This is a genomic window from Streptomyces sp. LS1784, assembly GCF_020103755.1.
In the GTDB taxonomy this organism is placed as follows: domain Bacteria; phylum Actinomycetota; class Actinomycetes; order Streptomycetales; family Streptomycetaceae; genus Kitasatospora.
The window spans coordinates 1-23894 of the sequence record NZ_JAHSQD010000077.1 but is presented as its reverse complement, the minus strand read 5'-3'; the positions used below and the strand labels follow the sequence as shown (position 1 = coordinate 23894).

Annotated in this window: 22 protein-coding genes and 2 riboswitches; of the genes, 9 read left to right on the top strand and 13 right to left on the bottom strand. The window is 71.0% G+C overall.

From position 1 onward, the window contains the following. Positions 1-123: 123 nt before the first annotated feature. From KS423_RS12490 to KS423_RS12470, 5 genes are all read right to left on the bottom strand, one after another. Positions 124-1170 carry a C40 family peptidase gene (locus KS423_RS12490; RefSeq protein ID WP_224278345.1) on the bottom strand — a complete coding sequence of 349 codons (1047 nt, stop codon included), beginning with the start codon at positions 1168-1170 and terminating at the stop codon, positions 124-126. Positions 1171-1398: 228 nt separating this feature from the next. Further along, the gene (locus KS423_RS12485) at positions 1399-2523 is read right to left on the bottom strand and encodes an NlpC/P60 family protein (RefSeq protein WP_224278343.1); all 1125 of its coding nucleotides are present in this window, start codon (positions 2521-2523) and stop codon (positions 1399-1401) included. A gap of 10 nt (positions 2524-2533) precedes the next feature. Beyond that, positions 2534-2687, bottom strand: a riboswitch (cyclic di-AMP (ydaO/yuaA leader). 337 nt (positions 2688-3024) lie between these two features. After that, positions 3025-4062: a C40 family peptidase gene (locus KS423_RS12480; RefSeq protein WP_224278341.1), complete on the bottom strand. Its 1038-nt coding sequence runs from the start codon at positions 4060-4062 to the stop codon at positions 3025-3027. 198 nt (positions 4063-4260) lie between these two features. Further along, a complete protein-coding gene (locus KS423_RS12475) occupies positions 4261-5550 on the bottom strand; it encodes an NYN domain-containing protein (protein ID WP_263454767.1) in 1290 nt (429 codons plus the stop codon). Positions 5551-5827: 277 nt separating this feature from the next. Next, complete coding sequence (locus tag KS423_RS12470; protein ID WP_224278340.1) at positions 5828-6091, bottom strand: hypothetical protein; 264 nt, start codon at positions 6089-6091, stop codon at positions 5828-5830. Between the two features lie 201 nt (positions 6092-6292). Between KS423_RS12470 and KS423_RS12465 the strand changes: the two genes are divergently transcribed. Further along, positions 6293-7120 (top strand): rhomboid family intramembrane serine protease, encoded by an 828-nt coding sequence (locus KS423_RS12465; protein WP_224278338.1) that lies wholly within the window; start codon positions 6293-6295, stop codon positions 7118-7120. Next, positions 7117-7398: an Lrp/AsnC family transcriptional regulator gene (locus KS423_RS12460; protein ID WP_224278336.1), complete on the top strand. Its 282-nt coding sequence runs from the start codon at positions 7117-7119 to the stop codon at positions 7396-7398. Before KS423_RS12465 ends, KS423_RS12460 begins: the two co-directional genes overlap by 4 nt. 3 nt (positions 7399-7401) lie before the next feature. Here KS423_RS12460 and KS423_RS12455 read toward each other — a convergent pair whose 3' ends face one another. From KS423_RS12455 to KS423_RS12445, 3 genes are all read right to left on the bottom strand, one after another. Then, positions 7402-8784, bottom strand: a complete 1383-nt coding sequence (locus KS423_RS12455; protein ID WP_224278334.1) for an aminotransferase class V-fold PLP-dependent enzyme — start codon at positions 8782-8784, stop codon at positions 7402-7404. A 52-nt stretch (positions 8785-8836) separates the two neighbouring features. Continuing rightward, a riboswitch (SAM riboswitch) is annotated at positions 8837-8955 on the bottom strand. A 111-nt stretch (positions 8956-9066) separates the two neighbouring features. Then, positions 9067-10143, bottom strand: coding sequence for an anthranilate phosphoribosyltransferase (gene trpD / locus KS423_RS12450; protein ID WP_224278332.1), 1077 nt, complete (start codon positions 10141-10143; stop codon positions 9067-9069). A gap of 118 nt (positions 10144-10261) precedes the next feature. Continuing rightward, positions 10262-10687, bottom strand: a complete 426-nt coding sequence (locus tag KS423_RS12445; protein WP_224278331.1) for a hypothetical protein — start codon at positions 10685-10687, stop codon at positions 10262-10264. Positions 10688-11084: 397 nt separating this feature from the next. On the opposite strand from KS423_RS12445, the gene KS423_RS12440 reads away from it, so the two are divergent. The 5 genes from KS423_RS12440 (at position 11085) to KS423_RS12420 (ending at position 15896) form a co-directional block, all read left to right on the top strand. After that, positions 11085-11705, top strand: a complete 621-nt coding sequence (locus KS423_RS12440) for a heme-copper oxidase subunit III (protein WP_049651835.1) — start codon at positions 11085-11087, stop codon at positions 11703-11705. A 187-nt stretch (positions 11706-11892) separates the two neighbouring features. Next, positions 11893-12702 carry a c-type cytochrome gene (locus KS423_RS12435; RefSeq protein ID WP_224278329.1) on the top strand — a complete coding sequence of 270 codons (810 nt, stop codon included), beginning with the start codon at positions 11893-11895 and terminating at the stop codon, positions 12700-12702. Positions 12703-12710: 8 nt separating this feature from the next. Next, positions 12711-13763, top strand: a complete 1053-nt coding sequence (locus tag KS423_RS12430; protein WP_224278327.1) for a ubiquinol-cytochrome c reductase iron-sulfur subunit — start codon at positions 12711-12713, stop codon at positions 13761-13763. Beyond that, on the top strand, positions 13760-15421 hold the full coding sequence (locus KS423_RS12425; RefSeq protein WP_224278325.1) for a ubiquinol-cytochrome c reductase cytochrome b subunit: 1662 nt from the start codon (positions 13760-13762) through the stop codon (positions 15419-15421). The genes KS423_RS12430 and KS423_RS12425 overlap by 4 nt, the downstream gene beginning before the upstream one ends. 103 nt (positions 15422-15524) lie before the next feature. Next, positions 15525-15896 carry a GntR family transcriptional regulator gene (locus KS423_RS12420; RefSeq protein ID WP_224278323.1) on the top strand — a complete coding sequence of 124 codons (372 nt, stop codon included), beginning with the start codon at positions 15525-15527 and terminating at the stop codon, positions 15894-15896. Positions 15897-15919: 23 nt separating this feature from the next. Here KS423_RS12420 and KS423_RS12415 read toward each other — a convergent pair whose 3' ends face one another. The 4 genes from KS423_RS12415 to coxB form a co-directional block, all read right to left on the bottom strand. Further along, positions 15920-17176: an Ig-like domain-containing protein gene (locus tag KS423_RS12415; protein WP_224278315.1), complete on the bottom strand. Its 1257-nt coding sequence runs from the start codon at positions 17174-17176 to the stop codon at positions 15920-15922. A gap of 191 nt (positions 17177-17367) precedes the next feature. Continuing rightward, positions 17368-17784: a cytochrome c oxidase subunit 4 gene (locus KS423_RS12410; protein WP_224278313.1), complete on the bottom strand. Its 417-nt coding sequence runs from the start codon at positions 17782-17784 to the stop codon at positions 17368-17370. Continuing rightward, on the bottom strand, positions 17784-19559 hold the full coding sequence (ctaD, locus tag KS423_RS12405; protein ID WP_224278312.1) for a cytochrome c oxidase subunit I: 1776 nt from the start codon (positions 19557-19559) through the stop codon (positions 17784-17786). Before ctaD ends, KS423_RS12410 begins: the two co-directional genes overlap by 1 nt. Further along, complete coding sequence (gene coxB, locus KS423_RS12400) at positions 19556-20410, bottom strand: cytochrome c oxidase subunit II (protein ID WP_224278310.1); 855 nt, start codon at positions 20408-20410, stop codon at positions 19556-19558. The genes ctaD and coxB overlap by 4 nt, the downstream gene beginning before the upstream one ends. 369 nt (positions 20411-20779) lie before the next feature. On the opposite strand from coxB, the gene KS423_RS12395 reads away from it, so the two are divergent. Further along, complete coding sequence (locus KS423_RS12395) at positions 20780-22177, top strand: aminotransferase class V-fold PLP-dependent enzyme (RefSeq protein ID WP_224278309.1); 1398 nt, start codon at positions 20780-20782, stop codon at positions 22175-22177. On the opposite strand, the gene KS423_RS12390 is transcribed toward KS423_RS12395, so the two are convergent. After that, a complete protein-coding gene (locus KS423_RS12390; RefSeq protein WP_224278307.1) occupies positions 22170-23147 on the bottom strand; it encodes a carbohydrate kinase family protein in 978 nt (325 codons plus the stop codon). The genes KS423_RS12395 and KS423_RS12390 overlap by 8 nt on opposite strands. A gap of 304 nt (positions 23148-23451) precedes the next feature. Here KS423_RS12390 and KS423_RS12385 point away from each other — a divergent pair, with 304 nt between their 5' ends. Then, entirely contained in the window at positions 23452-23658 is a 207-nt protein-coding gene (locus KS423_RS12385) for a hypothetical protein (protein ID WP_224278305.1), read from the top strand. Positions 23659-23894 lie beyond the last annotated feature (236 nt).

Sequence of the window (23894 nt, the reverse complement as noted above, 5' to 3'; positions counted from 1 at the left end):
CGAGCAGCAGCGCACCCCGCCGGGACAGCACGCGGCGGGGACGGGGCCGGGGCCGGGCTGTCTCGGCGGGGTCGGCGGGGCCGGCAGGGTCGGTGGCGCCGGCGGGACCGGACGGCAGGGCGCTCAGAGCCGGACCACCCCGGAGACCGGCATGGCGGTGACACTCTCGTAGCGGACCTTGGCGCCCGGGCGGGGTGCGTGCACGATCACGCCTCCGCCGGCGTACATGCCGACGTGGTGCATGTCCCGGTAGAAGATCACCAGGTCTCCCGGTCGCGCTTCGGACAGGCTGATCCGCTGCCCGGCGTACGCCTGGGCCTGCGAGGTGCGCGGCAGGGTCACTCCGGCCTGCCGCCAGCTGTAGTACATCAGACCGGAGCAGTCGAACGCGTGCGGCCCGGTGGCCCCGTAGACGTACGGGGAGCCGATCATCCGCACCGCGGCCGCCAGCGCGGCGGCCCCGCGCTCGGAGGCGGGCGGGGCGGTGCCGAGGTCCAGCCGGTCGGTGCCCCGGGTGGCGCGCTGCTCGGCGTCCCGGGCGTCCTGGGCCGTCATCCGGGCCCGCTCGGTGGCGTCCAGGCCGTTCAACAGCTTCTGCGCCTTGGCCAGCCGCTGCTGGATCTGCTGCTTGCTGTCGGCGAGCGAGCGGCGGGTCCGGTCGAGCTCGGCGAGCTTGCCGGCCGCCTCGGTGCGGCGCTGGTCGAGCCGGCGCTGCCGGGTGACCAGCTCGTGCAGAGTCTCCTGCTGGCGCACGGCGGCCTGGCCCAGGGTGCGGGCGCGGGCCAGGTAGCCCTCCGGGTCGGGCGAGAGGATCAGCTGGGCGGTCTGGGTCATCCCGCCGCCGCGGTACTCGGCCCCGGCCACCGTCGCCAGGTCGCCGCGCAGCTCGTTGAGCTGGTTCTGGGCGACGGCGATCTCGCCCTGGAGGATCGTGGTCTCGCCCTGGAGCCGCCGCTGGGCCTCCTGCGCCGCGTTGGCCTTCTCGGAAGCCTGCTCGGCCTCGTCGTACAGCTGTTCCACCTGTGCCGTGACGTCCTGACGGTCGGACGGGTCCGGGCTGCCGGGGGCGGCCTGGGCGCTGCCTCCGGTGGCCACGCCCAGCGCGGTGGCGGCGGCCGCGGTCAGCACCAGCGCCCGGGTGAGCAGTTGGGAACGGCGGTGCACGGGCATGGCGGCAGCGGCTCCAATCCTGCGGTGCGACCCCCGCCGCCGCACCACGACGGGCGGCCGTCGAGCGGGAGTCCGGTGGCAGACGTTAGCGAGTTCGGGCAAGCGAGTCCAAACCCCCACCAACCCGAATATTCGACCTCTAATCGGACATCAGATCGACCCCGCCGGAAAAGCCGCAGGCCCGGCCTTCCGTGGGGAAGACCGGGCCTGGAAGCGTCCGCGCGGGGATCAGACCCGCACGATGGAGGTCAGCGGCATGTTGGTGACCGCCTCGTAGCGCACCGACGCACCCGGCTTGGGCGCGTGCAGCACCTGGCCGTTGCCCGCGTAGATGCCGACGTGGTGGGCGTCGCTGTAGAAGATCAGCAGGTCGCCGGGCTGGGCCTGGGAGATGTCCGAACCGATCCGGGTGCCGGCCGAGGCCTGCGCCTGCGAGGTACGCGGCAGCGACACGCCGGCCTGGTTGAACGCCCAGACCATCAGGCCGGAGCAGTCGAAGGAGCCCGGGCCGGTGGCACCCCAGACGTACGGGCTGCCGACCTTGGACGCGGCGGCCGAGAGCGCGGCGGCACCGCGCGAGCTGCCGGCGGCCACCTTCACCGGAGCGGTGGTCGTGCCGCTCGCGAGGTCGCCGCGGCTGTTGTCGCGCGAGGCGCGGTCGGCGGCGGCCTTCGCGGCGTCGAGCTTCGCGGACTCCGCCTTCAGCTGGGCCTCGGCGGCGGCCTTCTCCTCGGCCTGCTGGAGCGCCCGGCGCTCCTGGTCGGTCAGTGTGTTGAGCAGGTCCTGGGCCGCCTTCAGCTTGCCCTGGACCTCCTCCTTGGAGGCCTTCAGCTGCTGGGTGGTCGACTCCAGCTCGGCGAGCTTGCCCTGGGCCTCGTTGCGGTCCTGGTCGAGCTTGCGCTGCTGCTCCTGGAGCTCCTTCAGCTGACCCTTCTGGGTGCTGCCGGCCTGGTTCAGCGTGCCGGCCTGGCTGAGGAAGTTGTCCGGGCTGGAGGAGAACATCAGCTGGACGGTCGGGGATATGCCCCCGTTGCGGTACTGCTCGCCGGCGATCTCGGCCAGGCCGCCCTGGAGCTCGGTGACCTGGGCCTGCTGACGGGCCACCTGGTCCTGCAGGCCGGAGACCTGCTTCTCCAGCTCCTGCTGCTTGGCCTGGGCGGCGTTGTAGTTCTCGGTCGCGACCTCGGCCTGCTCGTTGAGCTGGTCGACCTGCTCCTTGACCTGTTCCTTGGTCGGCTGCGGGTCCGCGTGGGCGCCGGACTGCGCGGAGAGGGCGACGGCTGCGGCGGCGACACCGGTCAGGATCGAGACGCGGGCGCGACCGGCGGGCTTGGGACGACGATGGGACGCCACGAAGGCGGACTCCTTCTTCCTACGTCCGCCTACCGGGTGAGCTGACGGGTTCGGGCCGGAAGCATGCCCTACGACGCCTCACGGCCGTTCCACCGGCCGACCTGGCGCCGATTCACCCCGGAGGAACGTGGTTCCCCGGCTCCGCTCCACAGCGCCCCCGAAAACTGGGCTCCCCTGTCGGGCAGTCGCTTCGACCTGCCCCGCTGCCTCGCGAACTCGGCGGTAACCACCGCCGCCACCCTGGCTGGGCGATCGACAGTGCGGTGGTTCGGGGCACGACCCTAGTAACTGAACCGTGATCCGTTCAAATCCTTGTCAGAAAAAAGACGGAAGATTACCCAAGTTCCTTTGTGAAAATGACCGATGGTGACCAGTGGCACACGCAAGGCTGATCGGTTCTCAGCATGCGGCCGCAAAGAGGCCGGAAACCCGAACGCCACCCCCGCACGGAGGTGGCGTTTTTCACAGGCCCCGGAGGAGCCCCTCGGGCATGTCGGTCCGTCAGACCCGGCGGATGGTGTTGATCGACATCGCGTCGGCCTTCATCACCTTCACCACGTCACCGGTGTGCGGCGCGTGGACCACCATGCCGTTGCCGATGTACATCCCGACGTGGTGCATGTCGGCGCCGTAGATCACCAGGTCGCCCGGCTGGGCCTGGTCCAGCGAGGGCACCCGGGTGCCGTAGTGGCCCTGCTCCTGCGAGGTGCGCGGCAGCGAGACGCCGGCCTGCCCGTACGCCCAGACCATCAGGCCCGAGCAGTCGAAGGTGGTCGACCCGGTGGCGCCCCACACGTACGGCGAGCCCTGCTTGCTCATCGCCTTGGACATCGCCACGGCCGCGTAGCCGCTGGCCGGCGGCAGACTGCTGAGGTCGACCCGGTCGCTGCCGCGCGAGGCGCGGTCGTCCTGCGCCTGCTGGGCCCGCAGCGCGGCGCGGTCGGCGGCGCTCAGCGAGTTCAGCAGGTCCTGGGCGGCCTTCAGCTTGGTGTTGACGTCCGCCTTGGCCTGGTTCAGGTCCTTGGTGGTGGTGTCCAGCGAGGCGAGCACGGCGGCCGCCTCGGTCTTCTCCTGGTCCAGCCGGCGCTGCTGGTCCAGCAGCCCCTTGAGCGCCTCGGCCTGGCTGGTGCTGGCCTGCTGGACGGTGGAGGCCTTCTCCAGGTAGCCGGACGGGTCGGAGGAGAGCATCAGCTGGACGGACGGGTCGATGCCGCCGGTGCGGTACTGCTCGCCCGCCACCTCGGCGAGGCCGCCCTGGAGCTGGGTCATCTGCTCCTGGCTGCGGGCCACCTGGTCCTGCAGCTGGTCGGCCTGCTTGCGCAGCTGGTCGGCCCGCTCCTTGGCTCCGTTGTACTTCTCCGCCGCCTGCTCCTGCTCCTCCTGGAGCTGGTCGATCTGCGCCTTGACGTCCGATTTGTTCGGCTGCGGCGCAGCGTGCGCGGCCACCTGGGCGGAGAGGGCGACCGCAGTCGCAGCGGCAGCGGTGAGCACGGAGATCCGCGCGCGGCTCGGCTGCTTGGGACGGCGGTGGGAGGCCAAGGGACCGGCTCCTTCTTTCATCGGACTCACCCGATGGGATGAGGTTCCAGAAAATAGGTTTGACGCCAGACCCTAGTGAAGATCTATCCGTTTTGCCACTCCCCCGAAGGCGTGAACTCCGGTTTCCACACCGACTTCACGAAAGCCGCGCATCGCCTCGGAACCGCGCCTGACCAGGCATCATGCGGCCCGGTGGGTTCAGGGCCGGGCCAGCCGGTTCAGCAGCAGCACCGACGCCACGGGGCGCGCGCCCGCCTTCCGCACGCCCTCCGCGACCTCCCGGTCGGTGGACACCACCACCACCGGGCGGCCCTGCGGTTCGGCCCGCACCAGGCGGCGGATCAGCTCGTCGGCCGTCTCCCCGGTCCGGCTGAACCGCACCCGGACCCCGCGCGGCGGCGCCATGATCACCGGGACGTCCAGGTCCTGCCCGTCGAACACACAGGTGACCTCCGCCTGGGTGCGCTGGGCCAGCATCGCCAGCCCGCCCAGCAGCCGGATCCGCTGCTGCTCCAGCGGCAGCGTCGGATAGCCGGTCTTGGTCACGTTGTAGCCGTCCACCACCAGGTGCACCTGAGGAATCGCCAGCAGCTGGTCCAACAGCGCCGGATCGTCCTCGGCCAGCCCGCGCCGGGCCACGTCGTGCGGGGAGGCCGCCCCCGGCACCACCGCCTCCACCAGGTCCGCCGGGCGGATCTGGGAGACCGGCAGCGCCAGCTCCCGCTGGAGTCCCTGGGCCGACTGCAGCACGGCGTCCAGCAGCAGCCGCAGCCGCATGTCCTCGACACTGCGCCCCTCGCGGGCCGACCGGCGGCCCTGCTCGACCGCGTTCTCCAGTTCGGAGACCCGGTGCCTGAGCCTGCGCGCCTCGATCTCGGCCGCGCCGCGCTCGGCCGCGGCCTGCGCCTTCACGGCCTCCAGCTCGCCGGCCACCCGGCGGGTCTCGGCCTGCGCCCGGCGGGTGTCGCTCTCCAGTGACCGCACCTTCTTGCGCAGCGACTCCGCCTCCTTGCGGACCCCGTCGGACTCGGCCCGCTGCCGGTCCATGTCCGCCCGCGCGGAGGCCCGCACCTCGGCCAGCTCGGCCTGCAGCTTCTCCATCAACCGGGCCGCCTCCGCGGCCGCGTCCTCGGCGCCGGCCCGCTCGGCCTCCTCGCCGACCTCGGCCACCAGCCGGCTCCAGCCCGGCGAACGCACCAGGTAGGCGGCGGCCGCGATGTCCATCGGATCGGCCGCGCCCGGGACGGTGCCCGACTCCAGCGACTTCACCAGGTCCGGCTGCCCCAGGCGCAGCCGCTCCGCTATCCGTACCCGGAAGGCGGGCTCCGCCTCCAGCGCCGCCGCCAGCGCGGTGGCCGCGTACTTGGCCCGTCGCGCCGGGGTGAACTTGACGTACTGGCGCAGGCCCTGCGGGAGCTCGGTCGACGGCAGCCCGCCGAGCGCGTCCGAGGCCAGCCCGACCACGCGTCGGCGCACGCCCTCGGGCAGCGGCCGGTCGAGCTTCTCGACGACGGGCTCCGCCGCGGGCTCGCAGGAGTCGTTCGCCGCCCCCGCCGCCTCGGCCGAGGCCTCGGCCGCAGCGGGCTGAAGCCCCTGGGCTTCGCCGGGCTCCTTCGCTGCGTCCACCACGTCCTCGGCTCCGATCCTGGTCCAGCGGGCACGGCCGCTGCCGCCCCTGTCGTCACGCTCCGTGCGTCTTGTTTCTGTATTGTCCCGTGCGGCACGGGCGGGTGCGCCGCGCACCCACCCGTCGCACCGGCGGGGATCAGCCCTGCTCGGCGGGGTCCTGCGGCCCCTCGGCGCCCGGCCGGGCCACCAGCTCGACCTGGTCCACCGCGTTGCACCAGCGGCAGCGCACCGACTCGACGGTCTCGCTCAGCACCTCGGTCTCCTCGACCTTGGACTCGCCGGCCAAGTCGAAGTGGAGGAACTCGGTGACCCGCGCGGTACGGGTCACGTCGAAGCGGGTGAGGTTGCCGCACAGGGTGCAGCGCCAGCGCGTCTCGGCAGTCAGGGCGGGGACGGTCATCGGGGGTCCTCTCGGGTGGTCCCTGCGTGGGCTAGGCGCTCCCCCCGGAGCCCCGGCGTCGGCGGCGGGAGGCGGGAATGCCCGCCCCCAGCCTATTGCCTGGGGCAACCATCGCGACCACCGGTTGCCCGAACAACCGAGCTAGTCCACCTGCCGTAAACCGCCGTGTCACCTGCGGCGCCCGGAGGGATGCTTGGCCACATGGCGCTCGCGGCCCCCGACCACACCGCCGCCCCGGGCGGCCGCCCGGCGGCGACCGTCCCGGTGGTCAGCTACGCCTTGATCGCGCTCAACACCCTGGTCTTCCTGCTCGGCCCGGCCGCCGGGCTCAACCCGCTGTACGGCACCGGCCAGACCCGGCTCTGCGCGGAGCAGCGGTACGAGCAGCGCTGGGGCGCCATCCCGGCCGAGGTGCTGGCCGGACGGGCGCTGACCGCCGGACAGCTCGCCGAGGCCCCCGACCCGGCCCCCGGCTGCCCGACCGCCCCGACTCCGGGCAAGCACCCGGCCCTGTCCGTCCTCACCGGGCTCTTCCTGCACGCCGGCTGGCTGCACCTGCTGGGGAACCTGCTCTTCCTCCAGGTCTTCGGCCCCACCGTCGAACGGCGGCTGGGCCGGGCCCGGTACGCCGTCTTCTACCTGGCCGCCGGCAGCCTGACCACGTACGGCTTCGCGCTCGCCGAGGCACACTCGCCGAACTCCACCCGGGTGCTCATCGGCGCCTCCGGGGCGATCTCCGCCGCCCTCGGCGCCTACCTGCGCCTCCACCCCCGGGCCCGGGTGACCACCCTCGTCCCGCTGCTGCTCTTCCTGCCGCTGCGCTTCCCCTCCTGGCTGGTGCTCGGCCTCTGGTTCGCCCTGCAGTGGTGGTCGATGCACTCGGCCGGCCCGGGGGTGGCGTACCTGGTCCACGTGATCGGCTTCTCGGCCGGGTTCCTCTACGTCTGCACCGTGGTCCGCCACCCCCCGCGACGACCGGGCCGACGCCCGATACGCTGGCGGCACCCCACAAAGGAGCCCGAACTGTGATCACCGCCATCGTCCTGATCAAGACCAGTGTCGACCGCATCCCGGAGATCGCCGAGTCCATCGCTGCCATCGAGGGCGTGAGCGAGGTCTATTCGGTGACCGGGGGCTACAACCTGGTGGCGATGGTGCGGGTGCGCCGGCACGACGACCTGGCCGAGGTCATCCCGGGCCGGCTCAACAAGGTCCCGGGTGTGGCCCACACCGAGACCCAGATCGCCTTCCGCACCTACTCCCAGCACGACCTGGAAGCCGCCTTCGCCCTCGGCCTGGACGAGTAGCGATCAGCCCTCGCGCCGACCCCGGTCGATCTGCGCGGTCGCGACGCAGCGCCCGCCCTCGTTGCGGTAGCTCCAGGCCGCGCCGTCCGTGACCAGCTCCCGGACGGCGGTCAGGAAGCGGTCCACGTGCTCGTCCGGCGTCCCGGCGCCGAAGCTCACCCGGATCGCGTTCAGGCTGCGCTCGCCCGGCAGCGAGGGATCGGGAGCGCCGCACGCCGATTCGACGGCCGGGGCCTCGTCCCCGAGCAGCGTGCGCACCAGCGGGTGGGCGCAGAACAGGCCGTCGCGCACCCCGATGCCGTACTCGGCGGACAGCGCGGCCGAGAAGTGCGAGCTGTTCCAGCCCCGGACGACGAAGGACAGCACGCCCACCCGCGTGGAGTCCGCGCCGAACAGGTTCAGCACCTTGACCTGTGGGATCTCGGCCAGCCCGGCCGTCAGGCGGGCGATCAGCTGCTGCTCGCGGGCCTCCAGCGCGTCGAAGCCGGCCTCGGTCAGCGCCCGGCAGGCCGAGGCGATCGCATAGGCGCCGATGACGTTCGGCGAGCCGGCCTCGTGCCGGGCCGGGCCGGTGTGCCACTGCACGGCCACCGAGCCGTCGGTCTCCCGGGCCACCGTACGGGTCGCCCCGCCGCCGGCGAGGTACGGCTCGGCCGCGTCCAGCCAGTCCGCCCGGCCGGCCAGCACCCCGGCGCCGAACGGCGCGTAGATCTTGTGGCCGGAGAAGGCGATCCAGTCGACGCCCAGCTCGCGCACCGAGACCCGGTGGTGCGGCGCCAGCTGGGCGGCGTCCAGCACCACCCGGGCGCCGTGCCGGTGGGCGGTCTCGGTGAGCTCGGCGACCGGCCACAGCTCGCCGGTCACGTTGGAAGCGCCGGTGACGCAGAGCAGCTTGGGGCCCTCGGGCGCCTCGGCGAGCGCGGCGTCCAGCGCGGCCACCGCCTCGGCCCGCGAGCGCGGCGCCCGCAGGTAGGTCACGTCCAGTCCGGCGTGCGCCCAGGGCAGCAGCGAGGCGTGGTGCTCGGTCTCGAAGGCGAACACCCGGGTGCCGGCCGGAACGGCGGCGGCCAGCAGGTTGAGCGAGTCGGTGGTGGCCCGGGTGAAGACCACCTGATCGCCCTCGCGCAGGTCGAGGAACTCGCCGACGGTGCGGCGGCTCTGCTCGAACAGGTCGGTGGACAGCTGCGAGAGGTACCCGGCGCCGCGGTGGACGCTGCCGTAGTACGGCGCGTAGGCGGCGACGTCGTCCCACACCCGCTGGAGCGCCGGCGAGCTGGCCGCGTAGTCGAGCGCCGCGTAGCCGACCCTCTCACCGCTGGCGAGCGGGACCTCGACGTCGGCGCCGAGGACGGCGAGCGGGGCGCAGATTTCGGTGGAGAGGGACATGAGGATGCACTCCTTCAGGGGTGTAGGGACCCCGGGAGTGCCAGTCGTCGGGCGTCCGCGCTTGTCGCACGGACGGTTTGCCGTGGCGACCCGGTCCTCACCCAGGGCACCCCGCCACGGACGGAGGGTTGCCGGACAGCCAGCTGGGGCTTGACGCTGTCGCTCATGACCTGGCGAAGACTCTAGGCCGCGTCCAGCGGGTGGTCAAACGGGCATCCAGCATCCGGACAGCGCGCGAAGAGCCCGTGCCGGCGTACCGGCACGGGCTCCCCGACGGCCGTCTCAGATCCGGCTGGTGGCCTCCGACCAGCGCCGCAGCAGGTCCTGTGCGGCGCCGGAGTCGATCGCCTTCGCGGCCCGCTCCATGCCGGCCGCCAGCTGCTCGGTCAGCGGTGCGTCGCCCAGGTCCAGCGCGACCAGCGCCGCCGCCGTGTTCAGCAGGACGGCGTCCCGCACCGGCCCGTGCTCCCCCGCCAGCAGCCGCCGCGCGACCTCGGCGTTGTACGAGGCGTCCGCCCCGCGCAGCGCCTCGATGCCGACCAGCTCGATGCCGACGTCCCGCGGGTCGAAGGTGGTCTCGGTGACCACTCCGTCGCGCACCAGCCAGACCTGCGAGGTGGTGGTGATGGTCAGCTCGTCCAGCCCGTCGTCACCGCGGAAGACCAGCGCCGTCGCGCCCCGCCGGGCCAGCACCCCGGCGATCAGCCCGGACAGCCGGGTGTCGAAGCAGCCGATGGCGTGCGCGGTGACCTTGGCCGGGTTGGTCAGCGGGCCGAGGATGTTGAAGGCGGTCGGCACCCCGAGGTCGCGCCGCGCGGTGGCCGCGTGCCGCATCGAGGGGTGGAACTTCGCCGCGAAGCAGAAGGTGAGCCCGACTTCCTCGGCCACCTCGGCGACCCGCCGGGAGGAGAGGTCCAGCGCCACCCCGAGCTTCTCCAGCACGTCCGAGGAGCCGCTGGCGGAGGAGGCCGACCGGTTGCCGTGCTTGACCACCTTGGCGCCGGCGGCCGCCGCGACGATCGCCGACATGGTGGAGATGTTGACGGTCTTCGCCCGGTCCCCGCCGGTGCCGACGATGTCCACCGCCGGGCCGGGGATCTCCAGCGGCTCGGCGTGCGCGTACATTGCGTCGACCAGACCGGCGATCTCCTCGACCGACTCGCCCTTGGCCCGCAGCGCGATCATGAACCCGGCCACCTGCACCGGGGACGCCTCGCCGCTCATGATCCGGTCCATCGCCCACTCGGTGGACGAGCGGTCGAGGTCGTTCCCCTTCAACAGTGCCGCCAGGAGGTCCGGCCAGGTGCGGACCACCTGCGCGGGGTCGCTACCGCCGTTCGCAGGGTTCACGTTCACCATGGCTGACTCCAGCTGTTGTCGGTTCCCCACACCAGGGGGACGTCCGTACGGATGGAGCCAGCCTATCGAGCGAAGGGGCGGCTTCTACCCCTGTATTTGCTAACTGCCGGACCGGATTTCAGCGGACTGCCGGAGTCCGCTTCGCCAGCCGCGCCCGCAGCAGGGTGGCGACCGCCTCGGCCAGCGCCACCGGGTCCACCGGGTGGGAGATGGCGGCGTCGGCCCGGCTCCAGGCGGCGAGCCAGGAGTCCTGCGGCCGCCCGATCAGCACCAGCACCGGCGGGCAGCCGTAGATCTCGTCCTTGAGCTGGCGCCCGAGGCCCAGCCCGCCGGCCGGAACGGCCTCGCCGTCCAGCACGCAGAGGTCCACTCCCCCCTTCTCCAGCGCCTTGAGCACCGCGGGGGTGGTCGCGCACTCCAGGTAGGACAGTTCCGGAAGATCCTCGGCGGGCCGGCGGCCGAGCGCCGTCAGCACCTGCTCACGGGTGTTGCGGTCGTCGCTGTAGACGAGGACGGTGAGCGTCTCATCGGTCGTGTACGCCATGGGCCCTGCTCCCTCAAGTGTGATCCGGACCACGTTCGCCTGATCCGGATGCTACTCCGGATCACCCTCCGCCGAGTCCCCCTCGCGCACGTTCCTCCCCGAGCCGCCGCGTCCCGGGCTCACCCGCCCGGAGGACGGCCCGTCACCCGGCCCCGCCCGGTCCACCCGTACGGCCGACCCGAGGCCCCTCCCCCTTACCTCCCGCGGCTACTCCGACCGTGCAGCGACGCGCCGGGCAAGGGGGTCGCAGGCCCCTCCGAGGAACCATCAGAAAAGGGACGCGCCGCTGCTCAGTCCCCGTCCGGACACCCCGTCGACCCCCAAGCGGGCATACCGCACGCACCGGACACTCCGAGGGACACCCCCCGACGTGAAGACGGAATAAGGGACCGACATAATGTCCGTCGTGGCGACAGCAACAGCAGTAGAAACCGGGCACGCGCACGGATCGGTCAACCGGCCGAACATGGTCAGCGTCGGAACGATCGTCTGGCTCAGTTCCGAGTTGATGTTCTTCGCGGCCCTCTTCGCGATGTACTTCACGCTCCGCTCCGTCAAGGGGCCGGAGTTCTGGACCGAGAAGGCCCACGCCCTCAACGTGCCCTTCTCCTCGGTCAACACCACGATCCTGGTGCTCTCCTCGCTCACCTGCCAGCTCGGTGTGTTCGCTGCCGAGCGCGGTGACGTGAAGAAGCTCCGGGCGTGGTTCATCCTCACGTTCGCCATGGGCGCGGTCTTCATCGGCGGCCAGGTCTTCGAGTACACCGAGCTGGTCAAGAAGGACGGCCTCTCGCTGTCCTCCGACCCGTACGGCACGGTGTTCTACCTGACCACCGGCTTCCACGGGCTGCACGTGACGGGTGGTCTGATCGCCTTCCTGCTGGTCCTGGGACGGACGTACGCAGCCAAGCGCTTCACGCACGAGCAGGCCACCGCCGCGATCGTCGTGTCGTACTACTGGCACTTCGTCGACGTCGTGTGGATCGGCCTGTTCGCGACCATCTACCTGATCAAGTAACCAGCTGATCAGGTCGCTGGCCACCGGCAGCGGCCCCCGCCCTCACCGGCGACGGGCCGCTTCTGCCGGTGCCGACGCTCCCACCGACCGACCGCGCGCGCAGCCCTAGACAGGCAGCCTCGTGCCGGCCAGACCGGCCGCCGGGTGCACCCACCAGTCGACCAGATCCTGACACCGGGGTTATTCCGTGAAAAAGCTCTCCGCACGACGGCGCCACCCATTGGCGGCGCTGGTCGTCCTACTTCTCGCCCTGGCGGCAACCGGGGGGCTGTACGCCGCGTTCGCGCCCGCCGACAAGGCGCAGGCCGACGTCGCCGCGCAGTCGCTCGCGATCGATGAGGGCAAGAAGCTCTTCGCCGTGGGCTGCTCCTCCTGCCACGGCCTGAACGGCCAGGGCAGCAGTGACGGTCCGAGCCTGGTCGGCGTCGGCTCCGCTGCTGTCGACTTCCAGGTCGGCACCGGCCGCATGCCGGCCCAGCAGCCCGGCGCCCAGGTCCCGCGCAAGAAGAACATCTACTCGCAGGCCGAGATCGACCAGCTCGCCGCCTTCGTCGCCTCCCTCGGTCCCGGCCCGGTGATCCCGAAGGAGGAGCAGTTCACCTCGACCAACCCCGAGGACATCTCCAAGGGTGGCGAGCTGTTCCGCACCAACTGCGCCCAGTGCCACAACTTCGCCGGCCAGGGTGGTGCCCTGACCAAGGGCAAGTCCGCCCCGTCGCTCGAGGGCGTGGACGCCAAGCACATCTACGAGGCCATGCAGACCGGCCCGCAGAACATGCCGTCGTTCCCGGACACCACCATGCCCGAGGAGCAGAAGAAGCAGATCGTGGCCTTCGTCCGCCACACCACCAACGATGAGCCCAACCCCGGCGGTCTCACCCTGGGCAGCCTCGGTCCGGTGACCGAGGGTCTGTTCGGCTGGATCTTCGGCCTCGGCACGCTCATCGCGGTCGCGATCTGGGTCGCCGCCCACACCACCAAGGCCAAGAAGTCATGAGCCACGACATGTCAGAAGAGAAGCTCCCGGAGCCGCACGGCTCCGCCGGCGAGGTGGCCGACCACGGCAGCCCGTTCGCCGACCCGGGCCTGCCGGCCCACGAGCCCCGTCGCACCGACATCGACGAGCGGGCCGCCCAGCGCGCCGAGCGCCAGGTCTCGCTGATGTTCGTGATCTCGATGCTCGCCACCATCGGCTTCATCGCCTCGTACGTGGCCATCGACCCGGACCAGATCGTCTACGTCTTCCCGCTCGGTCACATCAGCGCGCTGAACTTCGCGCTCGGTCTGACCCTGGGCGTCGCGCTGTTCATGATCGGCGCGGGCGCGGTCCACTGGGCCCGCACCCTGATGTCGGACGTCGAGATGCCGTCCGAGCGTCACCCGATCGAGGCCTCCGACGAGGTCCGCGCCGACGTCATCGAGCAGTTCAGGACCGGTGCCGCCGAGTCCGGCTTCGGCCGCCGCAAGATGATCCGCAACACCCTGATCGGCTCCATGGCGCTGGTCCCGCTCTCCGGCGTGGTCCTGCTCCGTGACCTTGGCCCGCTTCCCGAGAAGAAGCTCAAGGAGACCGGTTGGAAGGAGGCGACCGAGGCCAAGCCGCTGCAGCTCATCAACATGAACACCATGCAGCCGATGAAGCCCGAGGACATCATCGTCGGCTCGCTCACGTTCGCCATGCCGGAGGGCCTGTCCACGCACAGCGAGGACTTCCAGCAGCGGATCGCCAAGGACGCCCTGATGCTGGTCCGCATCGCGCCCGAGGACATCAAGGACGAGAAGTCCAAGGAGCTGGGCTTCGAGGGCATCCTCGCCTACTCCAAGATCTGCACCCACGTCGGCTGCCCGATCAGCCTGTACGAGCAGCAGACCCACCACGCGCTCTGCCCCTGCCACCAGTCGACCTTCGACCTGGCGGACGGCGCTCGCGTCATCTTCGGCCCGGCCGGCCACCCGCTGCCGCAGCTGAAGATCATCACTGACGAGAAGGGCAACCTGGTCGCCACCGGCGACTTCGCTGAGCCCGTCGGCCCGAGCTACTGGGAGCGTGCTCGATGAGTAGCGCGAGCAGCACCACCACCGGTGCCGCCAAGCCCTCCAGCACGCGCGCCAAGCCCGCCAACAAGTGGGAGGCCGCGGCTGACTGGACTGACGGCCGGCTGGGGATCTACTCCCTCGCCAAGGCCAACCTGCGGAAGATCTTCCCGGACCACTGGTCCTTCATGCTGGGCGAGATCTGCCTCTACACGTTCATCATCATCATCCTGACCGGTGTCTACCTGACGCTGTTCTTCAAGCCCTCGATGGCCGAGGTCGTCTACGACGGCTCGTACGTGCCGCTCAAGGGCATCCCGATGTCGGAGGCCTATGCCTCCACCGTCGACATCAGCTTCGAGGTCCGCGGCGGCCTGCTGATCCGTCAGATCCACCACTGGGCCGCCCTGGTCTTCGTGGCCGCGATGCTCGTGCACATGATGCGCGTGTTCTTCACCGGCGCGTTCCGCAAGCCGCGTGAGATCAACTGGGTCTTCGGCTTCCTGCTGCTGGTCCTGGGCATGTTCGACGGCTTCTTCGGCTACTCCCTGCCGGACGACCTGCTCTCGGGCACCGGTATCCGCTTCATGGAAGGCGCGATCCTCGCCGTCCCGCTGATCGGCACCTACGTCCAGATGTTCCTGTTCGGGGGCGAGTTCCCCGGCCACGACATCGTGCCGCGGTTCTTCACCATCCACGTGCTGCTGATCCCGGGCATCATGCTCGGCCTGCTGGTGGCGCACCTGATCCTGGTCTTCTACCACAAGCACACCCAGTGGGCGGGCCCGGGCAAGACCGAGAAGAACGTCGTCGGCATGCCGCTGATGCCGGTCTACATGGCCAAGGCCGGTGGCTTCTTCTTCCTGGTGTTCGGCCTCATCGCCGTCATCTCGGCGATCGCCACGATCAACCCGATCTGGGCGTACGGCCCGTACCGTCCGGACCAGGTCTCCACGGACGCCCAGCCCGACTGGTACATGGGCTTCTCCGAGGGTCTGATCCGTGTCATGCCGGGCTGGGAGATCAGCGTCTGGGGCGGCCACACCCTCAACCTGGGTGTCATGGTCCCGCTGGCGATCTTCCCGTTGGTCCTGGTCTCGATCGCGGCCTACCCGTTCATCGAGGGCTGGATCACCGGCGACAAGCGCGAGCACCACATCCTGGACCGCCCGCGCAACGCTCCGGTCCGCACCGCCCTGGGCGCCGCCTGGATCAGCCTCTACCTGATCCTGCTGATGGCCGGTGGCAACGACCTGTTCGCCACCCACCTGCACCTGTCGATCAACTCGGTCACCTACTTCGTCCGCGTCGGCTTCTTCGTCGTCCCGGTCGTCGTCTTCATCATCACCAAGCGCTGGTGCCTCGGTCTCCAGCGCCGTGACAAGGAGAAGGTGCTGCACGGCCGCGAGACGGGTGTCATCAAGCGCCTGCCGCACGGCGAGTTCATCGAGGTGCACGCCCAGCTCCCGCAGAAGGACCTGTACAAGCTCACCGCGCACGACCAGATCCAGCCGGTCGAGCTGCCGGCCCAGGCGGACGAGAACGGCGTGGCCCGCAAGGCCGGCGTCCTCACCCGCACCCGGGCCAAGCTCTCCCGCGGTTTCTACGGCGAGGGCAGCCAGATCCCCAAGCCGACCGCCGAGGAGCACCACGAGATCACCAGCGGCCACGGCCACCACTGATCCCGTAGGCACCACCGCGTCACCCCGAGGGCCGCTGACCAGAGTTCTTCTGGTCGGCGGCCCTCGGGCTTTCCCGTACCCGCCCGCGCCACCAGGAGCCCCCGTGCAGCTCTCCGTCGATCCCGCCTCGGCCACTCCCCCGTACGAGCAGATCCGCGCCCAGATCGCCGAGCGGGCCCGCTCCGGCGAACTGCCGGCCGGACTGCGGCTGCCCACCGTCCGGGCCCTGGCCGAGGAGCTGGGGCTGGCCGCCGGCACCGTCGCCCGGGCCTACCGCGAGCTGGAGGCGGACGGAGTGGTGGAGACCCACGGCCGGCGCGGCACGCTGATCGCCGCTACCGGGGACACGGCCCACCGGCTGGCGGCCGAGGCCGCCGCCGAGTACGCCGCCCGGGCGAGCCGCCTGGGCGTCTCCCACGCGGACGCCCTGGCCGCCGTGGACACCGCGCTGCGGCTGGCCTACCCGGAGGGTTAGGGCGTGTCGCCCGGGAAGGAGCCTCAGAGCTCGGGGCGGATCATCCCCGAGGCGGGGGCCTGGGCGGGCGGTGCGGTGGTGCTGACGGGCTGTCCGGAGGCGCTGTGCTTGATCCAGTCCGTCCAGTCGACGTTCCAGTCCCCGAAGCCGTTGCCGAAGGGCTCCATCCGGGCGCCGCGACTGTTCACCACCGTCACTATGTCCCCCACCCGGGTGTGCTCGTAGAACCACTTGGCGTTCTCGTTGTTCATGCCGGTACAGCCGTGGCTGACGTTCTCCACGCCCTGCGAGCTGACCGACCAGGGCGCCGCGTGGACGTACTCGCCGCTCCAGGTCACCCGGGTGGCCCACTTCACGTCCAGGTCGTACGAATCCGTGCTGCCGGCCGCTATCCCGATCGTCTCGCCGTTCATCCGGACCGAGCGCTCCTGGCCGAGCACCACCTTGACGCCGTTGCGGGTGTCGAAGCCGGGCTTGCCGGTGGTGACCGGGATGCTCCGCAGCACCTCCCCGTCGCGCTTCAGGGTGAGCTTGTGGGCGGCCGCGTCGATCACCGTCTCCACCCGCTCGCCGATCCGCAGCTTCAGCGCGCTGCGGTCACCGCCGTAGAGCCCGTCGGCGATCCGACTGCCGGTGGCGTCGAAGACCAGCGAGACGGTCGTGCCGACCGGCCAGTAGTCCTGCGGGCGGAAGTGCAGGTTCTTGTCGTCCACCCAGTACCAGGCGCCGATGACGGAGGGCTGGGAGCCGACGGTCAGGGCGCGCTCGACCTCCTGGCGGGCCTGCGGGCTCTTCACGGCCTCGGAGAGCTGCACGGTGAGCGGCTGGCCCACGCCGTAGACGCCGCTGCCGGAGGAGTCCGGGCCGAGCTTGGCGGTGAGCAGGTGCTCGGCGGCGATGGTGCTGAAGCTCGCGGTGGTGTCGCCGCGGCCGCCCTTGCCGTCGTCGGCGGAGATCCGCACCGTGTACGCGGTGGCGGCCTTCAGCCGCCCGGTGGTCTGCCAGCTGCGCTGGTCGTCGGCGAGCTTCCCGGCGATCACCCGGCCGTCCGGGCCGGCCACGGTGACGTCGGTGAGCCGGCTGCCCCTGACGGCGGTCACGGTGACCGGCTGGGAGGGGTCGGCCTTGCCGTCCGCCGAGAGGCGGACCAGGGGGGCCGCGTCGATCCGGTGTGGTCCGGTGGGCTCCTCGTCCTCTGACATGCAGGCAGCCAGTGGGACCAGTACTGCGAGGGCCAGCGAGATGCCACCGATAGCTGCGATTCCGTGCCTGTCGGCCATGACCGCCTCCGAGGGGTCGCACGATTGATCAGGGGGTCGCACGATTGATCAGATCGTAGGAACGCATGCTGGCGGAGCGACATCCGAGGGACCCGCCGTTCACCCGCCGGAGTGAGGCCGTCACCCCGGAGACGCAGCAGGGCCGGTCCCCCCGTGCGGGAGGACCGGCCCTGGTGTCGGCAGCGGGAACCCTACTGGTTCTGGTTCTCGCCCCGGTAGAACTCGAAGACCCATCCGAAGATGCCGATCGCGATGATCGGGGCGGCCCAGAACATCAGCCACCAGCCGAAGATCACGCCCATGAACGCGAGCGCGCCACCGAGCGCCAGCGAGAGCGGCTGCCAGCTGTGCGGGGCGAAGAAGCCCAGCTCGCCGGAGTCGTCCGCCACCTCGGCCTCGGGGTTGTCACCTGCGCCACTGTCCACCCGGCGGGCGGTGAAGGCGAGGTAGTACCCGATGAAGGCGCACAGGCCGAAGGCCAGGAACAGCGCGGTGGTGCCGGCGGCCTCGATGCCGTGGTCCGAGGTGTTCGTCCACAGGCCGTAGGTGATGGCCATCGCCAGGACGAAGACCGACAGGCCGAGGAAGATCTTTCCCTGTTCCTTCATCAGGCGTCACCCTCGCTCTTGCCCTTGCCCAGCTTCGGGGCGTCGTACTTCGCCGGGGTCACACCGGCGAGGTGCTTGGCCGGCTCACCGTGGTTCTCCAGGTAGTCCAGCGCGGCGATCTCCGGGTGGTGGAGGTCGAAGGCCGGGGATTCGGAGCGGATCCGCGGGAGGGTGAGGAAGTTGTGCCGCGGCGGCGGGCAGGAGGTCGCCCACTCCAGCGAGCGGCCGAAGCCCCACGGGTCGTCCACGGTGACCTTCTCGCCGTACTTGGCGGTCTTCCACACGTTGTAGAGGAACGGCAGCATCGACAGGCCGAGCACGAAGGAGCCGATGGTCGAGACGGTGTTCAGCGCGGTGAAGCCGTCCGAGGCCAGGTAGTCGGCGTAGCGGCGGGGCATGCCCTCCGCGCCGAGCCAGTGCTGCACCAGGAAGGTGGTGTGGAAGCCGAAGAACAGCGTCCAGAAGGTGATCTTGCCGAGGCGCTCGTCCAGCATCTTGCCGGTCATCTTCGGCCACCAGAAGTGGAAGCCGGCGAACATCGCGAACACGACGGTGCCGAAGACCACGTAGTGGAAGTGGGCGACGACGAAGTACGAGTCCGAGACGTGGAAGTCGATCGGCGGGGAGGCCAGCAGAACACCGGTCAGACCACCGAAGAGGAAGGTGACCAGGAAGCCGACCGTCCAGAGCATCGGGGTCTCGAAGCTCAGCGAGCCCTTCCACATGGTGCCGACCCAGTTGAAGAACTTCACACCGGTCGGGACCGCGATCAGGAAGGTCATGAACGAGAAGAACGGCAGCAGCACTTGTCCGGTGACGTACATGTGGTGCGCCCACACCGTCACGGACAGACCGGCGATCGCGATGGTGGCCGCGATCAGACCGGAGTAACCGAACATCGGCTTGCGGCTGAAGACCGGGATGATCTCCGACACGATGCCGAAGAACGGCAGCGCGATGATGTACACCTCGGGGTGACCGAAGAACCAGAACAGGTGCTGCCAGAGCATCGCCCCGCCGTTGGCCGGGTCGAAGACGTGGGCACCGAACTTGCGGTCCGCCTCCAGGGCGAACAGCGCGGCGGCCAGCACCGGGAAGGCCAGCAGGATCAGCACCGAGGTCAGCAGGACGTTCCAGACGAAGATCGACATCCGGAACATCGTCATGCCCGGAGCGCGCATGCAGATGATCGTGGTGATGAAGTTGACCGCACCGAGGATCGTGCCGAAGCCGGAGAAGGCCAGACCCATGATCCACATGTCGCCGCCGACGCCGGGCGAGTGCACCGCGTCCGACAGCGGGGAGTAGGCGAACCAACCGAAGTCGGCGGCGCCGTTCGGGGTCAGGAAGCCGCCCACCGCGATGGTCGAACCGAAGAGGTACAGCCAGTACGCGAACATGTTCAGACGCGGGAACGCCACGTCCGGGGCACCGATCTGGAGCGGCATGATCCAGTTCGCGAAGCCGGAGAAGAGCGGCGTCGCGAACATCAGCAGCATGATCGTGCCGTGCATCGTGAACGCCTGGTTGAACTGCTCGTTCGACAGGATCTGGGTCCCGGGACGAGCCAGCTCGGCACGCATGACCAGGGCGAGGATGCCACCGATCAGGAAGAAGGCGAACGACGTGGCCAGGTACAGCGTGCCGATCGTCTTGTGGTCAGTGGTGGTCAACCACTTGATGATGGTCGAACCCGGCTTCCGGGTCCGCTGCGCCCCGACCGTGACGGCCTCGGCGCCCCCGCCGGCCGCGGCGGGCTCGTTGAGGATTGTCACTTCTCTTCACTTCCCATGGTGATCAGGCCGGAGGGCACCGCACCGTTCTGGCCCTTGGCGCGAAGCTCGGCCAGGTGCTTGTCGTAGTCGGCGCGGTCGACGACCTTGACGTTGAACAGCATGCGCGAGTGGTCGACGCCGCAGAGCTCGGCGCACTTGCCCATGTACTCGCCCTTGACGGTCGGCGTGACCTCGAACTTGTTCACCACGCCCGGCACGACGTCCATCTTCATCATGAAGTTGACGGGCCAGAAGTCGTGGATGACGTCACGCGAGGTGAGACGGAACTGCACCGCCTCGTTGACCGGCAGCCAGAGCGTCGGAGCCTCCTTGGGCGTACCGACCTCGTACGCGGCGTCCTTGTTGGCCGGGTCGGGGGTCTCGGTGTTCTCGTAGTTGAACGCCCAGCTCCACTGGAAGCCGACCACGTTGACGTAGTGCTGCGGCTTCTCGGAGACCTGCGTCAGCTTCGCTTCGTCGCGGGCGACGAAGTAGAAGAGGACCGAGACGATGATGATGGGGACCGCGGTGTAGAGCGCCTCGATGGGCACGTTGTACCGGGTCTGCGGGGGGATCTCCACACCGGTGCGCTTGCGCCGGTGGAAGATCACGCTCCAGATGATCAGACCCCACATCAGTACGCCGACCACCAGCGCCGCGATCCAGGAGCCCTGCCACATCTGGAGGACCATGGGTCCTTCCTTGGTGACGGGGCTCGGGAGGCCAAGCCTGGGGAGGTCGTTGGCCGAGCAGCCGGTGGCGGTCGCGATGACGAGGCCCAGTGCCAGCGCCTGAGGCAGCTTCCGCCGCATCGTGCGCCGCGGCGAGCGGTCGGAGCCGTTGGGACTCACGTAGCGCCTTCCCGAAGTCTCGCCCGCCTTCGCGTCGCCCCGGAGAGGAGTGTGAGCCTCCCCGGCGACCCGTCCACGGGCACGGTTTGAATGCTTATGCGGGCCAAACCCTACTCCAGCCTTATGCGCTCCTGACGGGCAGCCCCCGGTAACGCGCCGCCCGCTAGCCCGATCAGGCCCGGCATGGGCTGCGCCGCAGGTCATCGTAGGCATTCGAGGTCCGTACGCCCGATCGGGGGATGACCTCGGACGACGCCCGTGACGGTCCGTCGGGCGCGGACGAAGCGGACATTCGGGATGATCGACTGACGGTGGGTGAGCCGCACGGCCGGACCGGGGCGCGGGCCGGGTGTGCCGTTAAATGTGACCGTGTACTTCGACGTGGCCTCGACGGCCCCTCTGCACCCCGTCGCCCGGCAGGCGCTGACCGCCGCCCTGGACGAGGGCTGGGCCGACCCGGCCCGGCTCTACCGCTCCGGCCGGCAGGCCCGGATGCTGCTGGACGCCGCCCGCGAGACGGTGGCCGCGGTGCTGGGCGCGCGGGCGGACGAGATCGCCTTCACCGCGAGCGGCACCCAGGCCGTCCAGCTCGGCCTGCTGGGAGCCCTGACCGGGAACCGGCGGCGCGGCAGCCACTTCGTGCACTCCGCGGTGGAGCACTCCAGCGTGCTGCACGTCGCCGAGCGCCACACGGGCGGCGGGGGCGAGGTGTCGGTGGCTCCGGTGGACCGGGGCGGGAGGGTCGACCCTGCGGCCTTCGGCGCGCTGCTGCGCCCGGACACCGCGCTGGCCGCGGTGCAGAGCGCCAACCACGAGGTCGGGACGGTGCAGCCGGTCGGCGAGGTCGCCGCGCTGTGCGCGCAAGCCGGCGTCCCGCTGCTGGTGGACGCGGCGCAGAGCGCCGGGCGGGTGGACGTCCCGGCGGGCTGGTCGCTGCTGACCGCGAGCGCCCACAAGTGGGGCGGCCCGCCCGGGGTCGGGGTGCTGGCGGTGCGCAAGGGCGTCCGGTACGCCTCGCCGCTGCCCGCCGACGAGCGCGAGGGCGGCCGGGTGCCCGGCTACGTCAACGTTCCGGCGATCGTGGCCGCGGCCGCCTCGCTGCGCGCCGTACGGGTCGAGGCCGAGCAGGAGAACGCCCGGCTGCACGCACTGGTGGAGCGGATCCGCACCCGGGTGCCGCAGCTGGTGCCCGAGGTCGAGGTGGTCGGCGACCCGGTGCGGCGGCTGCCGCACATCGTCACCTTCTCGTGTCTGTACGTGGACGGGGAGGTGCTGCTGACCGAGCTGGACCGGGCGGGCTTCGCGGTCTCCTCCGGCTCCTCCTGCACCTCGTCCACCCTGACGCCCAGCCACGTGCTGGCGGCGATGGGGGTGCTCACCGAGGGGAACGTCCGGGTCTCGCTGCCGTACGGCACGGCCGAGGCCGACGTGGAGCGCTTCCTCGCGGTGCTGCCCGACCTGGTGGCGGGCGTCCGGGCGCCGCTCGGACTGGACCTGCCGGCGCCGAAGCCGGCCGCCGGGGAGTCGCTGCTGGTCATCGACGCCCTGGGCAAGCGCTGCCCGCTGCCGGTGATCGAACTGGCGAAGCGGATCGGCGAGGTGCCGCCGGGCGGCACAGTGGCCGTGCTGTCGGACGACGAGGCGGCCCGGCTGGACATCCCGGCCTGGTGCGAGATGCGCGGCCAGGAGTACGCGGGCGAGGCCCCGGCCGCCGAGTACGGCGGCGACCGGGGCTCGGCCTACCTCGTCGTCCGGCGGACTACCTGACCAGGTGCGCGCTGATCTCGGCGGCGGCCTCGGCGCCGTAGGCCTCCTCGAAGCGCTTCAGGAAGGCGGCCGGGCGCAGCGTGTACTCCTGGGTGCCGATGGTCTCGATCACCAGGGTGGCGAGCATGCAGCCGAGCTGGGCGGAGCGCTCCAGGTCGAGGTCCCAGGACAGGCCGGACAGGAAGCCCGCGCGGAAGGCGTCGCCGACGCCGGTCGGGTCGACCTTGGCCTCCTCCTTGGCGCAGCCGACCAGGATCGGCGCCTCGCCCTTGCGCTCGATCCGGACGCCCTTGCTGCCCAGGGTGGTGACCCGGGTGCCGACGCGGGTGAGCAGCTCGTCGGCGTCCCAGCCGGTCTTGCTCTCGATCAGCGCGGCCTCGTACTCGTTGGTGAAGAGGTACGCGGCGCCGTCCACGATCTCGCGGATGTCGTCGCCCTCCAGGCGGGCCAGCTGCTGGGACGGGTCGGCGGCGAAGGCGTAGCCGCGAGTGCGGCACTCCTGGGTGTGGCGGACCATGCCCTGCGGGTCGTCGGCGCCGATCAGGACGAGGTCCAGACCGCCGACGCGGTCGGCGATCGGCTTCAGCTCGATGTTGCGGGCCTCGGCCATGGCGCCGGTGTAGAACGAGGCGATCTGGTTGTGGTCCTCGTCCGTGGTGCACATGAAGCGCGCGGTGTGCCGGGTCTCGGAGATGTGGACGGAGTCGCAGTCCACGTTGTTGCGCTCCAGCCAGCTGCGGTACTCGGCGAAGTCCGCACCCGCGGCACCGACCAGGACCGGGCGCAGGCCGAGGGCACCCATGCCGAAGGCGATGTTCGGCGCGACGCCGCCGCGGCGGATGTCCAGGGCGTCGACCAGGAAGGACAGCGACACGGTGTGCAGCTGCTCGGCGACGAGCTGGTCGGCGAACCGGCCGGGGAACGTCATCAGGTGGTCGGTGGCGATCGAGCCGGCAACGGCGATACGCACGGAAGGTCTCCTCAGGGTGGCTGCGGGGCCAGCGGGCAGTCGGGGATGAACCCACCTACGGTACCCGGCCCCGGGGAGCGTCCAGGCAAGAGTGCCGCAACTTGCCGCCCGCACCGCCATGGTGGCACCCGTTGCCCTCCGACGTGTACTACCTCCCGGTAGCACTGGTGGGCGGCCGGGCCCCTGCCTAGGGTCGGCCTTGAGGGCGTGCCGTCTGACGCGCCCCGTGGAGGCCCGCCGTGCGGGCGGGCCCCGTCGTCGACCGTGGCAGCGTGGCCACGGCCCTGGATCGGAGCGATGCCCGATGATGACCGACCACTCCGCCCCGCCCGCCCCGCGGTGCGAGGACGGCGAGACGCTCGACGCCCTGGTGGACTCCTCCCGGCGGCTGCGCCGGTTCTGGCCGCAGCTGGCGGCCGGCCCGGAGCCCACCACCCCCTCGCCGGACGGTTTCCGGGTCCCCTCCGAGGCGCAACGGGTGGTCGCCGGGATGGCCGAGTACAACTTCTGAGGCCCGTGGCGCAACGGTGCGGAACCGGATCCGACCGGAGCACGTCACATCCGCGCGGAGCGGCCGAGGAGGCGGCACCGCTGAGTCCTCGGGAGGATGTGCAGATGGATCTGGAGACGATGCCCCGACGCGGTCGGCGGGCGGCGGCCCTGGCGGGTCTGGCGCTGGCCGCGGTGGTGACGGTGGCCGGCTGCGACGGCGGCGGCAAGCCCGCCTCGGACTCGGCGGCGAGCGGC

What these genes read in the sequence shown, in the direction of transcription:
- KS423_RS12490 (WP_224278345.1), bottom strand. Translation starts at nt 1,170, where the DNA reads ATGCCCGTGCACCGCCGTTCCCAACTGCTCACCCGGGCGCTGGTGCTG.
- KS423_RS12470 (WP_224278340.1), bottom strand. Translation starts at nt 6,091, where the DNA reads ATGACCGTCCCCGCCCTGACTGCCGAGACGCGCTGGCGCTGCACCCTG.
- KS423_RS12465 (WP_224278338.1), top strand. Translation starts at nt 6,293, where the DNA reads ATGGCGCTCGCGGCCCCCGACCACACCGCCGCCCCGGGCGGCCGCCCG.
- KS423_RS12455 (WP_224278334.1), bottom strand. Translation starts at nt 8,784, where the DNA reads ATGTCCCTCTCCACCGAAATCTGCGCCCCGCTCGCCGTCCTCGGCGCC.
- trpD (WP_224278332.1), bottom strand. Translation starts at nt 10,143, where the DNA reads ATGGTGAACGTGAACCCTGCGAACGGCGGTAGCGACCCCGCGCAGGTG.
- KS423_RS12445 (WP_224278331.1), bottom strand. Translation starts at nt 10,687, where the DNA reads ATGGCGTACACGACCGATGAGACGCTCACCGTCCTCGTCTACAGCGAC.
- KS423_RS12440 (WP_049651835.1), top strand. Translation starts at nt 11,085, where the DNA reads ATGTCCGTCGTGGCGACAGCAACAGCAGTAGAAACCGGGCACGCGCAC.
- KS423_RS12430 (WP_224278327.1), top strand. Translation starts at nt 12,711, where the DNA reads ATGTCAGAAGAGAAGCTCCCGGAGCCGCACGGCTCCGCCGGCGAGGTG.
- KS423_RS12425 (WP_224278325.1), top strand. Translation starts at nt 13,760, where the DNA reads ATGAGTAGCGCGAGCAGCACCACCACCGGTGCCGCCAAGCCCTCCAGC.
- KS423_RS12415 (WP_224278315.1), bottom strand. Translation starts at nt 17,176, where the DNA reads ATGGCCGACAGGCACGGAATCGCAGCTATCGGTGGCATCTCGCTGGCC.
- KS423_RS12410 (WP_224278313.1), bottom strand. Translation starts at nt 17,784, where the DNA reads ATGAAGGAACAGGGAAAGATCTTCCTCGGCCTGTCGGTCTTCGTCCTG.
- KS423_RS12385 (WP_224278305.1), top strand. Translation starts at nt 23,452, where the DNA reads ATGATGACCGACCACTCCGCCCCGCCCGCCCCGCGGTGCGAGGACGGC.